Source organism: Trichocoleus desertorum AS-A10, assembly GCF_039962155.1.
Lineage (GTDB): Bacteria > Cyanobacteriota > Cyanobacteriia > FACHB-46 > FACHB-46 > Trichocoleus.
Genome location: NZ_JAMPKN010000024.1, coordinates 13,530 through 26,563, shown reverse-complemented (window position 1 = coordinate 26,563; position 13,034 = coordinate 13,530). Strand labels below are relative to the sequence as shown.

The window sequence follows — 13,034 nt, the reverse complement described above, 5'->3', positions numbered from 1 at the left end:
AGCACCTTACGATGAAAGACTTTGATTTTTTTGCGAGTATTGGGCTCTTCTAGCCAAACGGATCAGAAATGGGGAAAAAATATTTACTATTTTTCTGAATTTAACTTTTGGAGTATCCCAACTTCGCCTCGACAAAACTACATTCAAAGATTCTGTGAAAAATTCTTTAGAACCTTCCAACAATCTTTTCTTGGGCAACTCAAGATTTATGCAAAACTCTTCACTGACTCTATTTGTGGGTTGCCATGCAGCAGCAACATCAAACTTTGTTCTCACATTCATATTGTGAGCGGTCATTAACCACATAGGAGTTGTAAATACATGATAAACCCTATAGTTTGAGATTTGATCATGACCATATTTCAAGACAGTTTCAAAGTTCTTATGATCCTCAATCAAGGTGTAGCATGGTGCGGTTAGCCACTCTCGCAGGAAAGCCTTTTGCTCTTTTAATTGATATAAATAGCCAAAGGGAAAATTAATAAACTCAGAATCTTGCTCCCGAAACTGATTTTGTATAGTGGAAATAAATTTTCGGGATACAGCATCATCACTATCTAGGTTAGTAGTGATAATGTGTGTAGTTGTTTCTGAAATTTTTTCAGAGATCGCCGCTTTCAACTCACTCAAGCAATTTTCTTTGTTGCTGATATAAACAGGCAGAATTTCAATATTAGAGTGAGAACGATAACTTTGAATTCGTTCTCTGAATATGCTTGGCAATTCAGCGTCCAGAAGTATTAGCCAAGTAAACTTTTTTTCTGTTTGTGCCTTAACAGATGGATAGCAAGTTTTCTCAAAAATATCTAATCTGTATTTTAAGAAGTTTATATTATTCCGCTCTTGCTGCGATCGCGGTTTGGAGATATTCCAATCTATATTGATTCTTGTAATCAAAAAATGCTGAAAACTGCTCATTGTTTCAAAGCTCCAAAGTTTAGTTAGACAAATTCAGACATCTCTCAACGCAAGATTGACGTAGATGCTTCAGACAAACCAACTATTTATTTGGACTGAAACCCTAACTATGTAGTTAGGCTGGCTAATTTAATGAATTTTCTTTACGTCCTTCTTTGTATAGAATATTTAACCTACGTTCTACATACTCCTTTGGATAGAACTATGTCTGCATTTACATGCATCTCCACACATGACTACGAGCAGCGGCAATACTACGCTCAGCAGCAAGTTTGGTGGCATAACGGTGGAGTTGTGCGATCGCTTTTTACTAGCCCACAACCTAGCGATCGCGCCTGTGACAACTCATCAAAAACTACTACGATCGCCCTTCACAGCCTCGCAGCCCAGCGATCGCACCTGTAACAATTCATCAAAAACTACTGCGATCGCCCTTCACAGCCTCGCAGCCCAGCGATCGCACTACAAACCTCTCACTCTGAAAATCTCTGCGTTATGTTTACGCCAAATTTCGCCCGCAAGGCTCTCGTCAACGTCGCATGAGTATTCATTGTGTTGACCAACTTTGAACCACTCCTCAACCGTATCTAGCATAGATGCAAACGAGTTGTAGTAAGGTTCAATAACACCTTTTCCTGTACAAATGATGGGAAGCTCTAGGCTTGGGCACATAGCTTGACTTGGATAGCTCAAGTACAAGTTAAAACCAGTAAATGCAGCAAATGGGAACATCTTTTCAGGCTCTAATCCAATTTCTTCGTTATCGCCTTCGTCCCAAAATACTTCCATCATTAACTCATACTCATTAATTGAATTTTCAAGGCTAAGCCAAGCCATATCTCTGAACATCAAAAAGTCTTCATCTCTAGTTCCGTTATGCCATGTGTACAGCTCTATAAACTCTTTTGGAAAGTAGAACGGATACTGCGAAATCTTTTTCTGAAGGTATTCACTGCTTAAACCAGGTAAGAAATATTGATCTATAGGTTGTCCAATCTCTCTACGAAAATCTATAAGGTGTTGAATACGAGCTGCCAGATTATTCATAAATACTTATTCTTGAGAGTGCCAACTTGCTCTCCGAATTTTTAACCAATTAAAATTAACTTATCTCTATGCTCATTAATCTTATTTAGCAAAGCCCTTTAGCACCCAGCGATCATTCCCAACCATCTTCTTGGTATATTTGCTTTGTAGTCACACAATTTACAAAGTTAGTAATTTTCCTTCGACCTCAAGAGATCGAAAGTTAATACATAAAACTCTAATAAAAGGCTAGCTAAAGATATAGCTAAGATTCTGATTCAACAGTTAGAGGATGATTGAAAGACAGATTTAAGTCTAGTGAACCATGTAATTCACCATCTGCCTGAGAACTGATAAATCCCACTTCTAGAGGAGCACCAGTTTTAACTTTTACAGGTACACCATTCGCTATTACATGAGATTGAACCAAGCTTGCCGTAACTTGGGATAAAGTAGGTTCAGCTAATTTATATTTCTCCTTCAGCCATTTGTACAGATAATCAAAACTATTCTGTATGTCTTCCATCTCCATATGGCTTTAGCTCCAGAGGTCTTAGGGTCAATTTCAATTAATAGCATATATATTAAGTTGGAAATTAATATATATCAGTTCTTATCCAAAACTCACATAAACCTTAGCCACTTCTAGGCAAGCTAAATGTACTGTCTTACTATTAACTTTGTCTATGCTCCTAGCAATTTAGATAGAAGACATGAATTGGAAGATGTGAAAGTCATAAACAAGAAACCCCCGATCGCGTAACCAGGGGTTTTGTTTTTTAGTTGTGTAACTTTAAGGAATTAGGACAGCCATTCAGGAACGGCTTCTTCCTTCGTGTTGGTATTGCGAGAAGGCGTTTCGCGAGTGAAATTCATGTGGATCGATCGCGTTTGTTCGCCATCTGCGGCCACCGCCATAATGGGGTAGTCAATCAAGCCATCTTGGAACGACATTTGGAAGCGGAACGTGCCGTCTGGGTTGAGCTTGATGGGGCGACCACCAATCGTTACTGTCGCGTCGGGTTCGGTAGCACCATAGACAATTAGTTCTGCATCCGCAACTAGCCAGAACTGACGAGGGCGAATGGGAGGGGCGGAAGCGAAGCCAGCTCCAGACATGCCGACACCAGACATATTCAAGCCAGAAGCCGTGGGGACTGCCCACATGCCGACACCAGAGGGGAAGACATAGGAGCTAACTGCTTGCTCGTGTACAGGCACTTGCTGCATCGAGCCGTAGAGCGAACCCGCGACTCGCTGAGCTTCCGTCGTTTGCGCCATACCAAAAATGGCATCGTAGATGGGGTTGCCAGCAGCATCGATCGCGGCACCTGCATCGTAGCCAGTTGTAGCCGCCGCAGCTCGCTTAGCCGGTGGAATCAGCTCTAGGAAGGTCTTACCGCGTAGATCTTCTTCCCAGCCGAGTGAGATGAACTGATCTTCAATCCAGTCAGAGGGATACACCGGAGGCACCCGCACCGGAGCAGAACGCGCCAACACCAACCAGCGACCATCCGCACAGCGATAACCGATATCTACGACATAGTCGCGATCGCTGACTGGAACGGGTAGATACCACTCACGCGCCAATTCATCGCTGGGAAACTCTTGAATGCTGTGGGGGCTCTGGTATTCCAGGCTTACATCTGTCACATCATAAAGACGCAGAGCCAGTTGTTGACCACCTTGACGGCGCAAGTCTTCCTTGTGCTCATTGGGGATATCCCAATAGGTGTAAGCCCACTGTGGGTCACGAGGCATCAGAACAATGCGGCTCTCCCCATACCCCTCAGGGAGCTCAGCCAATCCTTCATCAACGGCAGCTAGCGAACCTCCTGTACGGTCTTCTTGACCTACATCAAACTTTGCTGCTTCCACTTCTTCTTGTGCCTCCAGCGTGCGAGATGGACTGAGAGAAAACTTGGTGCGTTGCACTTCTTGAATCGCTGCTAGCAGCTGATCTTTACGCATGCGGCTATAGCGAGAAATATTACATTCGCTAGCCACTTTACGTAGCTGCCGCAGAGTCATCTCTTCTAAAGGTGGACGTTCCTTAGCCATGAGTTAGGGTCTCCAAATAGTTTCAACGGCAAGTAGATCACTAGATGACTTGACGTATAAGCGAGTGATGCATGCCTGCTCGTAGACTCTGCACAATCGTTACCTTCCGCTCTGTAGCCCCTCCCTACTTGCAAAACGAAGATGATCGATATGAGGCAATGTTCTAGCTCATTGGCTAGAAGACTACGCTCGAAAGCAGGCTAGTGAGTTCAAAAAAACTCTACATTCCTTGTGCGAATTCCTGAGTAACCCAGTGATTGATCCCGCGATTGCTAAAAAGTATTGAGGATTGATCCCCGTTGCTTTTTCCATCGTCAACGGTTTAGGAAAAGTGGTTAGTAAACCAGAATTCATTTGGGATCGCTGGGATCGTTAGGTTACTCATATGTTGCAGAAAAGATTTAACTGGGTCAAGAGGTAAAAATGGCAATTTTAAGCACTTCTACGCATTTACAAGGTGACCGGGGATCATATGTCATGTTTTCATGACATTAGTTGAGGACTGGGGATCAAGTACCTATACACTTTGGCGATCGCCAGCTTGCCAGGCTCAGCGCTCAGTTATGAATTGATGACAATTGTTTCACCAACGTCATGGTGGGAATTTTGCGGCCTTCCTGTAAGCTTTTTTGCAGTGGAGGTTGCATATGCACGCATGGCTCTGCAACCTTTTGGGCTGCAACTAACGTCATTGCTTGCAGTACGCAATCTCGCTCTATCTAATCGCTTGCTATTCTCAGGTTGCAGTCTGAGCAGACAGTTACGGCGACATCATCTGTGTTCTCTACCCTTTTCCCCAGTTCTAAAGCAATGGATTCTAGCTCCAGTTCTCCTAAAGTGGGTCCTCCCGCTCCTGACTCTGCTCAGCCCCAATCTCCTGTAGATTTAGCTGCCAACTCACCCACCCCAAAGCAAAGCCAACTGATCAGCAAGGTGTTGTCGCCCGCAGTGAGGCTGTGGTTGCGATCGCAGGTGGAGCAGGTAGAAGAGTTGCAAGTCAAGATTGAAGGGGGCGATCGCCGCATCCTGACGGGTCAAATTCAGCGAGTGGGGATCACGGCCCACAAAGCGATTTACCAAGGGCTGCATCTCAGTCACTTGCAACTCGTCGGAGAAAACATTCGGATTAATTTGGGTCAAGTTATGCGGGGCAAACCGCTGAATCTGCTAGAACCGATCCCTGTCACAGGCAGCTTAGTGCTAGAAGAAGCAGACCTAAATGCTTCGCTGTCAGCCCCTTTATTGGCCAACGCTTTAGCAGAATTCTTAGCCACTCTGCTGAAATCAGAAATTCAAGCGGTTTTAGATGCGCCCCTGCCTGGGCACCAAGCAATCAACTTACAAAACTCGCAAATCATTATTGCTGCGGGTCAACTGACGCTCAGTGCCAGTCTGGTTGCTGTGAGTGGAATGCTTACCCCAATCGTAATTCGTACTGGATTACGGCTCAAAAACGGTCATACTTTGCAGCTCGATCGCCCCCAGTGGTTGACTCATCTGCAAGCCAAGCGGGGTCTGCCTTTAGGCGATCTGGACGGCTTTGAAATAGACCTAGGCCCAGAAGTAGACCTTCAAGAATTGTCTTTAGAAAACAGCACCCTAATTTGTCGCGGTCGCATTATGGTCACGCCAGCATAGAAATCAGAAAAAGGTAATGCCCTTGGCATTACCTTTTTCTCTTTATTTAAGTCTGAGGTAAAAGCGGCAGTAGCAGCGTCACGAAATAATAGACCAGTGGCGCTGTAAACACGTAACTATCGGCGCGATCGAGAATGCCACCATGTCCAGGGATGAGCTGTCCCGAATCTTTGACTCCTGCATCTCGCTTCATCATCGATTCTGTCAGGTCTCCTAACAAGCTAGCAATGCCGATCAACAGACCCAAGGCAAAGCCAGTCAGGGGCCACCCGGACCAATCTAGCCACCAAGAACCAGCGATCGCAACGGCAATGCTGCCAAACACCCCAAACACTGCTCCTTCTACTGTTTTCTTGGGGCTGATGTCTGAGAGGCGAGTGCGACCAAAGAATTTACCAAAGGTATAAGCGCCAATATCAGCGGCCCAAATACAGCAGAACGCGAGCAAAGTCGCGGTCAAACCTTGGGGTAGTGCCTGCAAATTGGTCCATTGCTCAGGCCAGTAGCCCCACAGCGGCAGGTTGCTGTGCTCAATCGTACCGAGCGATCGCAGCCTCACCCAATAGCTCGGTAAATAGCCTCCATAAAACAGGCCCATGATCGAGGCGGAAATATCGGCGATCGTGGCAAATTTGGGCTGAAACAGGAGATAGAAACAGATAAACGTACCCGCAACGGGAAACACTGCGTCTGCTAAATCTGGGGCGATTGTGGAGAGTACCAATAACGCTTGGCTGACGACCAGCGTTGTCTTAGCAGCAGGTAATATCCCTTTAGCGCGAACTAGTTGAAAATACTCTAATTGGCCTAAATAAATGAGCACACCAAACGCCAAGGTGTAGTACCAGCCCCCCACAACTGTCAAAGCTAGAGCCAGGGCGATCGCAATAATTCCACTAACAATCCGAGACCAAGGCATAAGATAGGTTTCTTACATGAATTGTTCACCCCGCAATTCCTACAGTATGGAACTTTTCTAGAGCCCCTGAGGAATCGGTAGGCACACTCCAATCTGGCCTCAGTCTAGGCTAGAGCCGAATCATAAGGTTAGCTGAAGGTTAAGAATTACTTTGGCACACTTTAAGCAATTCGGAGCAAATTCAAGCTCACTCTAGCTTCTCGCCGCTGAGGACAAAGATCGGATCTACTGAAGCAAAGGTTTGATTCATGCCTCGCTTCTCTAAACGGTTCATGGCCGATTGCACCACTTCAATATTGCGAACCTGCAATTCCGAAAAGCTCTCAGAGGCGGCATACAAACCCTCCAAGCTGGAAGCAGTTACAACCACCCGCCCCTGTAAATCGAGATGTTCCCACGCAGCTTTGAGGATGGTTTTAATCGAACGGCCACCCTCTAGGCAAACACGGTTAGGCCGATGCTGAATGTTTTCCAGGCATTCGGGGGCGCTGCCTTCTACAATTTCTACATTCTTGACCCCAAAGCGATCGCAGTTCCGCCGAATTAGACTCGCAACTTCCTCATCTCGCTCGATTGCCACAATCCGCCCCTTTGGGCATAGCAACCCTGCTTCCACCGGAATTGTGCCTGTCCCCGCCCCAATGTCCCACAGAATCGAGTCTGAGCATAACCGCAGATGAGACACCAACAACAACCGCACCTCCCGTTGGCTCATCGGAATCCCAGGCAACCGCTCGAACAGATCATCAGGAATGCCGGGAGTCACATAGGGCCAGAGGGGAGAAGACATGGCTTTAGAAGATGAAGGATGAGGGAGGAAGGATGGAGATCAAAGAAGCGAAAACAAAGAAAATTAAAGGAATGACTTCATCGTAATTCCTACCAGTCTAGAAAAATTAGTGCTGACCAACACTGAAGTTTAGAGGTTTAGCTCAACCTTTATCTATTGCTTCAAGCTTTTTCATTTCTTATCTTTCCTGCTTCCTCTTTCGCCACTTTTAGGGTTTGCAAGCTAGCATCCGCACAACCTGTGATGAAACCTCCCGCTGCTAGGACTTGTTGTAGATAGTTGATTGCTTCTGATGCGATCGCTTCTCCTGGCACCAAGATGGGGATTCCGGGAGGATAGGGGCAAACCAGTTCGGCGCTGACTCGATTCACTGCTTGGGCGATCGCTACAGTCTCAGTCGGAGCAAACCAAGCGTCACGCGGTGACAACATCACATTGGGTAGGGGCAAACGGCCGTTCGCCCCTACAAGGTTGCTAGGTAGAGAACCATGATGCCCTTCTGTCAACGATTTAAGCGCCATTACTAGCTGTTGAATATCAGCCTCAGTATTTCCCAAGCTGATGATAAATGTCAGATGTTGCAGGGAGGGAAGTTCAGCGGTGACGCCAAATTCTTCGTTGAGAATTTCATCGGCTTCAAAACCCGTCAAACCTAAACCTGAAACTGTCACAGTTAAGCGGGTGCGATCGAGCGTTGCAAATCCGGGAGAGCCTGCCTGTTCTAATTGCAAAACTTGCAGGCCAAGAATTTGGCTAATTTGGGTTCTGGCTAAGTCTGCGAGCTGCAAGGTCTGGGTCATCAGTGCTTGGCCTTGAGTTGCCATCTGTTGACGTGCGGCATCTAGTGAAGCCAACAAGAGATAGCTGGGGCTGGTGGATTGGACAAGTTGCAAAGCTTTGGTAAGGCGATCGCGATCTACCCGTTCTCCCTGCACATGCAACATTGCCGCCTGGGTCATGGCTGACAGCACCTTATGAATCGATTGCACCGCCAAATCAGCTCCAGCAGCTAAGGCAGCGGTTGGCAACTCTGGATGAAAAACAAAATGCGGCCCGTGGGCTTCATCTACTAATAATGGGATGCCTTGCGCGTGGGCGAGTTGAGCGATCGCCTGCACATCTCCGCAGACCCCGTAATAAGTTGGGTAGACCATCAACAGAGCTTTGGCATCGGGGTATTGCGTTAGGGCAGTAGTCACACCAGCAGGGGTAATGCTGTGTACTAAATCCAAAACTGGATCGTATTCTGGCTCTACAAAAACGGGAATGGCTCCAGAGAGAATCAAGCCTGAAATTGCAGATTGGTGAACATTGCGCGGCAGAATGATGCGATCGCCCGGATTGCAAGTTGCAATAATCGCAGCAATCACACCACTAGTAGAACCATTTGCCAAAAACCAAGTTTGCTCCGCTCCAAAGGCTTGTGCAGCTAGCTCTTGCGCAGCTTGGATTGGTCCTTGAGGCGCAAATAGGTTATCTAATTCCACCAACTCTGGTAGATCAGCTCGAAAGACTTGAGATCCTAAGAGATTAGAGAGTTGCGATGGAATTCCTTGCCCGCGTTTGTGCCCCGGTGCGTAAAACGGTGTGTTGGGTCGTTGAGCACAATGCCGTAAAGCATCAAGCAGAGGCGTTTGGTGTTGTAATTCGACAAGGTTCACAGAATTTATGAGGTCGTTACTTATGAGAGATGGCAATAGTGCGATCGCCCTTTACCGTGGAAGCGTTATCTAACGGAGCGCAGATCGCCATGTACATGATTAGCATTCCAGAGCCACAAATCCCCACACCGGGTCCGGGTCCATTAGAACCAAACCCAGGCCCGATGATTCCAGAACCCATTCCTGGCCCTGTACCCGAACCGATTCCCCAAGTAGTCCCTGAAACCATTCCTAGCCCAGTTCCTGAGCCTGTTCCCGCACCAATCCCACAAACAGTCCCCGCGCCAATTCCACAAACGATTCCGGAACCGCAATAAAATCAATATCAGCCCATCTGCTGAATTGTTTACTCACGCAACCGAACTGACATGCTAAGAGCCGGGATTGTTGGACTGCCCAACGTCGGAAAATCAACTTTATTCAATGCTTTGGTCGCTAATGCCAAAGCTCAAGCTGCCAACTTTCCTTTCTGCACCATCGAACCAAATGTTGGCGTGGTCGCGGTTCCTGATGAGCGGCTGCAAGCCCTTGCTCAGATTTCTAGCTCAGCAGAAATTGTGCCCACACGGGTTGAGTTTGTAGACATCGCTGGATTGGTGAAAGGTGCTAGCAAAGGGGAAGGGTTGGGCAACCAATTTCTCGCCAACATTCGTGAAGTCGATGCAATCGTGCATGTGGTGCGCTGCTTCGAGAACGACGACATCATCCACGTCTCCGGTTCGGTTGATCCAGTCCGCGACATCGAAGTGATCAACCTAGAACTAGGATTGTCTGATCTATTCCAAATCGATCGCAAGATTGAGCGCACCCGCAAAAATGCCCGCACCAGCAAAGAAGCTCAAATTGAGCTGGGCGCACTGGAAAAACTAAGCGCCGCCCTCAACGAAGGCAAACAAGCTCGCCAAGTAGACCTGAACGAGGAAGAAGAACTCGTCGTTAAGCCTCTAGGTCTGCTAACTCGTAAGCCGATCATCTACGCCGCTAACGTTTCAGAAGATGACCTCGCAACGGGGAATGCTCACGTGGAGCAAGTACGGCAGTATGCAGGCTCAGAAGCCCAAGTGGTGGTCGTTTCGGCTCAGGTTGAGTCAGAACTGATCGAAATCCCTGAAGATGAGCGCCAAGATTTCTTGGCTTCCTTAGGTGTAGAAGAAGGCGGCCTCAAATCCCTCATCCGCGCCACCTACGAACTCTTAGGTCTCCGCACCTATTTCACCACTGGCCCTAAAGAAACCCGCGCTTGGACGATCAAAGCGGGCATGTCTGCCCCTCAAGCCGCTGGCGTGATCCACTCCGATTTCGAGCGGGGCTTCATCCGAGCTGAAACAGTCGCGTACAAAGATTTAACTACCACAGGCTCAATGACTGCTGCGAAGGAGAAAGGCTTAGTTCGCAGTGAAGGTAAAGAATATATCGTCCAAGAAGGTGACGTACTGCTCTTCCGCTTTAACGTCTAAGTTCTAATAATTAAAGAGTTTTTTGAGGTGGGCGATCGCTCACCTTTTTTGTTGCCCATTCACTCCCGTAGCAACGCACCACTCTAAGAATTCATGGAGGCGATCGCTTACCTCTTTCGGGCATCACTCGGGAATTGAATTCGGTACGTTGCAACGCACCATATGCGATCGCCTATTTTTTCTTCTTACCCTTTTTCTTAGATTGCTCAGAAGAAGATGAGCCAAAACCTGTGACATCTGGTTTGGGTTGAGTGACTGTAGAGAAATCAACCACGGGACGTTGAGAAGCTGCAAATCGGCGTTGGCGCAACTCTAGTTTGGAGACCATGCCTAGATCTAGCTGCACCTCCTCCCAGTCACCCGCGATCGTTTCATCGACTCGATTAGCAGCAAAAGCTCTTTCCATAACCGGGGCAGCTTCCACCGCCTTCAGGTCCAGCAATGCTGCAACTAGCATGCCGTTCAGCACTGGGTTGTTCTTGGTAAATTGCTCTAGCTGGTGAGCGATCGCGGCAATAGATTTCTCTTGTGTTTCTGGATACTGCTCGGCAATCTTTACCAAAGCCTCAGATGCCGCGGTTCGTGCCGAAAGCCCATGTGTTTTATCAGCCAGGTAAGTGCTAAGAGCTGAAATAGCTGCGGCTCCAATCATGCCAAAAACTTCTGGCAATTCTTCTCCGATCCAGTCATTGCCCTCGTCATCCATCCGGTGCAGCAAGCTCAGCAAAGGCTCGATTGCGGCTTCAGCTCGCAGTTGACCGAGCGATCGCCAAGCATGGATCGGTGCCCAAATCTCTAAACCCTCGGACTCTAGCAACCATAATTCTTCGTCAGTTGCCATCCGAATCAAGTCAGGAATATACTCTGGCCCTAGTTCTAGTACTTTGGGGTGGTCGGGCCAGTTAGCTATCGAGTCACGACAATGACCAAAGACCAAGAGACGATCAACAGGAGGAGCATAATCTGAGGCCATGATTGCTTAATCCTGTTGATGAGAGAATTTGTACGCTCCAATCGCGGAGAGAGCGATCGCCGCCAACAGTAATACCCCAATGCTATACCAAGGAAACTGGCTCAACGGTAAGTAAGCCGCAGCCCTTAACCCAATGCTGGCATAGGTCAGCGGCAGCAAATACACAATTCCCTTGAGCGCCACAGGTAAGGCTGCGGGATCGAAAAATGTGGCTCCGAGAAATGACATTGGCACAATCAAAAAGTTGTTGTAGAGACCCACACTTTCGAGCGATCGCACACTCAACCCTACAATCACTCCCAAGCCTGCAAACACCGCACAATTTAGCACTAGCAACAGCAGAAATAGTGGATTTAAGAAGCTCCAAATCTTGCCGGTAAATAAGATAGCCACCAGAATCACCGAACCTGAAGTCATCAAACCCCGAATCACACCCGCTAGCATCTTGCCGAGAAACAACGACAAAGGATGCACCGGGAGCAACAGCATTTCTTCAAACGTCTTGGTAAATAGTCGCTCTCCACAAATTGAGAAAGTGGTGCCGCCAAAACTAATTGCCATTGACGACAACGCCACCATTCCAGGCAAAATAAATTGCAAGTAATTCTCGCCTGCCGAGGGTTGAGCCACTTTATCCAAAGAGCTGCCTAAACCCAAACCAAACGCCAAAATATAAATAAGGGGCGATACTAAACCAGACGCCGCAATTTGGGCAATCCGGATTCTTAAATCTAGCCAATCTCCCCACAAAACCGTGAGGCTATCTCCCAAAATGTTTTGAGTGGGTGAATTAAAAGGTTTTCCTTGTCGAAATGGAGATGAAGAAGTCACGGTTAATCGCTCAAAAACTTGACCACACAAGCCTTCCTATTGTCACACGGCTCAGATTGCCGAAAAATTAACGGCATACTGGGATAAGAAGCGCAGTTGCAACGTTACTTTGTTATTTACTCAAAATTCAATCAGTCGCCATGAATCGCAGACCTAAGCCTTCACCACCTCCAGCTCGTCCTGCTGCTAGTCCCAGCCGCAACGGCTCATCGTTTGCTTCAGCGTTAAGCGCCACGACGCTAGCAATTTTGAGCGGTGTCTTTATTTTAGGGATTGGCATTGGCATTGCGTTTAGCTCTGTGGCTAGCTCTGGGCCTGAGAACGTGGCTACTCGTGAGTTTATTGACCGAGCTGCTCCCAACCCAGAAATCTGTGTGCAGTACGGCGCTAGCGCGATCACAATGGACACCAGAGTTTTTGTGACGCTCAACCCCTTTAGTGTGTATATTTCTCAACCCAAGATGCAACCAGGATGCGTCTTACGCAGCAGTAACTGGGAAGTCCTCCGGCAACGTAACTTGATCTCCGGAGATCAACTGCGTGAATGTAAAAACCGAATGAATACCTTTGGTTTTACCGGAACCCTGGAAAGCTCACCCCAAATCAGTTGCATCTATCAAAATGACGCAGCACAGAACCTCTTCCTCAACCAGTCCGGTTCTGGCGGTGCGCCCTTACCCGAAAGCGACAAGTTCTAATCCAACACGCGCAATTTGGTTAAACAGAATTCCGCTCTAGTTAGTATGGCAACGCTGCAACT

At 47.5% G+C, this 13,034-nt stretch carries 14 protein-coding genes; 5 read left to right on the top strand and 9 right to left on the bottom strand.

What is annotated here, in order from left to right; all coding sequences use genetic code 11:
* Positions 1-6: 6 nt before the first annotated feature.
* Complete coding sequence (locus NDA01_RS22730) at positions 7-918, bottom strand: glycosyltransferase (protein WP_348229759.1); 912 nt, start codon at positions 916-918, stop codon at positions 7-9.
* A 204-nt stretch (positions 919-1,122) separates the two neighbouring features.
* Between NDA01_RS22730 and NDA01_RS22725 the strand changes: the two genes are divergently transcribed.
* Positions 1,123-1,323: a hypothetical protein gene (locus tag NDA01_RS22725; RefSeq protein WP_348229758.1), complete on the top strand. Its 201-nt coding sequence runs from the start codon at positions 1,123-1,125 to the stop codon at positions 1,321-1,323.
* A 57-nt stretch (positions 1,324-1,380) separates the two neighbouring features.
* Here NDA01_RS22725 and NDA01_RS22720 read toward each other — a convergent pair whose 3' ends face one another.
* The 3 genes from NDA01_RS22720 to NDA01_RS22710 form a co-directional block, all read right to left on the bottom strand.
* Complete coding sequence (locus NDA01_RS22720) at positions 1,381-1,965, bottom strand: SMI1/KNR4 family protein (protein ID WP_348229757.1); 585 nt, start codon at positions 1,963-1,965, stop codon at positions 1,381-1,383.
* A gap of 244 nt (positions 1,966-2,209) precedes the next feature.
* Positions 2,210-2,476 (bottom strand): hypothetical protein, encoded by a 267-nt coding sequence (locus NDA01_RS22715; protein WP_348229756.1) that lies wholly within the window; start codon positions 2,474-2,476, stop codon positions 2,210-2,212.
* Positions 2,477-2,745: 269 nt separating this feature from the next.
* A complete protein-coding gene (locus NDA01_RS22710; protein WP_348229755.1) occupies positions 2,746-4,005 on the bottom strand; it encodes a DUF4912 domain-containing protein in 1,260 nt (419 codons plus the stop codon).
* A gap of 810 nt (positions 4,006-4,815) precedes the next feature.
* Between NDA01_RS22710 and NDA01_RS22705 the strand changes: the two genes are divergently transcribed.
* A complete protein-coding gene (locus tag NDA01_RS22705; RefSeq protein WP_348229754.1) occupies positions 4,816-5,643 on the top strand; it encodes an LmeA family phospholipid-binding protein in 828 nt (275 codons plus the stop codon).
* Between the two features lie 46 nt (positions 5,644-5,689).
* Here NDA01_RS22705 and NDA01_RS22700 read toward each other — a convergent pair whose 3' ends face one another.
* From NDA01_RS22700 to NDA01_RS22690, 3 genes are all read right to left on the bottom strand, one after another.
* Complete coding sequence (locus tag NDA01_RS22700) at positions 5,690-6,562, bottom strand: phosphatidate cytidylyltransferase (protein WP_348229753.1); 873 nt, start codon at positions 6,560-6,562, stop codon at positions 5,690-5,692.
* A 187-nt stretch (positions 6,563-6,749) separates the two neighbouring features.
* Positions 6,750-7,352, bottom strand: coding sequence for a precorrin-6Y C5,15-methyltransferase subunit CbiT (gene cbiT / locus NDA01_RS22695; RefSeq protein ID WP_190436299.1), 603 nt, complete (start codon positions 7,350-7,352; stop codon positions 6,750-6,752).
* 161 nt (positions 7,353-7,513) lie between these two features.
* The gene (locus NDA01_RS22690; protein WP_348229752.1) at positions 7,514-9,013 is read right to left on the bottom strand and encodes an aminotransferase class I/II-fold pyridoxal phosphate-dependent enzyme; all 1,500 of its coding nucleotides are present in this window, start codon (positions 9,011-9,013) and stop codon (positions 7,514-7,516) included.
* A 29-nt stretch (positions 9,014-9,042) separates the two neighbouring features.
* Between NDA01_RS22690 and NDA01_RS22685 the strand changes: the two genes are divergently transcribed.
* Positions 9,043-9,330 carry a hypothetical protein gene (locus NDA01_RS22685; RefSeq protein WP_431193495.1) on the top strand — a complete coding sequence of 96 codons (288 nt, stop codon included), beginning with the start codon at positions 9,043-9,045 and terminating at the stop codon, positions 9,328-9,330.
* 51 nt (positions 9,331-9,381) lie between these two features.
* Positions 9,382-10,470, top strand: a complete 1,089-nt coding sequence (ychF, locus tag NDA01_RS22680) for a redox-regulated ATPase YchF (RefSeq protein WP_348229751.1) — start codon at positions 9,382-9,384, stop codon at positions 10,468-10,470.
* A gap of 172 nt (positions 10,471-10,642) precedes the next feature.
* Here the strand turns inward: ychF and NDA01_RS22675 are convergent, their stop codons facing one another.
* Together NDA01_RS22675 and NDA01_RS22670 are read right to left on the bottom strand one after the other, a co-directional pair.
* Positions 10,643-11,443 carry a DUF1186 domain-containing protein gene (locus NDA01_RS22675; RefSeq protein WP_348229750.1) on the bottom strand — a complete coding sequence of 267 codons (801 nt, stop codon included), beginning with the start codon at positions 11,441-11,443 and terminating at the stop codon, positions 10,643-10,645.
* A 6-nt stretch (positions 11,444-11,449) separates the two neighbouring features.
* Positions 11,450-12,274 (bottom strand): ABC transporter permease, encoded by an 825-nt coding sequence (locus tag NDA01_RS22670; RefSeq protein ID WP_190553486.1) that lies wholly within the window; start codon positions 12,272-12,274, stop codon positions 11,450-11,452.
* Between the two features lie 140 nt (positions 12,275-12,414).
* On the opposite strand from NDA01_RS22670, the gene NDA01_RS22665 reads away from it, so the two are divergent.
* Complete coding sequence (locus NDA01_RS22665) at positions 12,415-12,972, top strand: DUF3172 domain-containing protein (RefSeq protein WP_190436286.1); 558 nt, start codon at positions 12,415-12,417, stop codon at positions 12,970-12,972.
* Positions 12,973-13,034: the final 62 nt, after the last annotated feature.

Excerpts from the sequence above, each read along its gene's own strand:
- NDA01_RS22730 (WP_348229759.1), bottom strand. The coding sequence starts at position 918 with ATGAGCAGTTTTCAGCATTTTTTGATTACAAGAATCAATATAGATTGG.
- NDA01_RS22720 (WP_348229757.1), bottom strand. The coding sequence starts at position 1,965 with ATGAATAATCTGGCAGCTCGTATTCAACACCTTATAGATTTTCGTAGA.
- NDA01_RS22685 (WP_431193495.1), top strand. The coding sequence starts at position 9,043 with ATGGCAATAGTGCGATCGCCCTTTACCGTGGAAGCGTTATCTAACGGA.
- NDA01_RS22705 (WP_348229754.1), top strand. The coding sequence starts at position 4,816 with ATGGATTCTAGCTCCAGTTCTCCTAAAGTGGGTCCTCCCGCTCCTGAC.
- NDA01_RS22675 (WP_348229750.1), bottom strand. The coding sequence starts at position 11,443 with ATGGCCTCAGATTATGCTCCTCCTGTTGATCGTCTCTTGGTCTTTGGT.
- NDA01_RS22725 (WP_348229758.1), top strand. The coding sequence starts at position 1,123 with ATGTCTGCATTTACATGCATCTCCACACATGACTACGAGCAGCGGCAA.
- ychF (WP_348229751.1), top strand. The coding sequence starts at position 9,382 with ATGCTAAGAGCCGGGATTGTTGGACTGCCCAACGTCGGAAAATCAACT.
- cbiT (WP_190436299.1), bottom strand. The coding sequence starts at position 7,352 with ATGTCTTCTCCCCTCTGGCCCTATGTGACTCCCGGCATTCCTGATGAT.
- NDA01_RS22665 (WP_190436286.1), top strand. The coding sequence starts at position 12,415 with ATGAATCGCAGACCTAAGCCTTCACCACCTCCAGCTCGTCCTGCTGCT.
- NDA01_RS22700 (WP_348229753.1), bottom strand. The coding sequence starts at position 6,562 with ATGCCTTGGTCTCGGATTGTTAGTGGAATTATTGCGATCGCCCTGGCT.
- NDA01_RS22715 (WP_348229756.1), bottom strand. The coding sequence starts at position 2,476 with ATGGAGATGGAAGACATACAGAATAGTTTTGATTATCTGTACAAATGG.
- NDA01_RS22710 (WP_348229755.1), bottom strand. The coding sequence starts at position 4,005 with ATGGCTAAGGAACGTCCACCTTTAGAAGAGATGACTCTGCGGCAGCTA.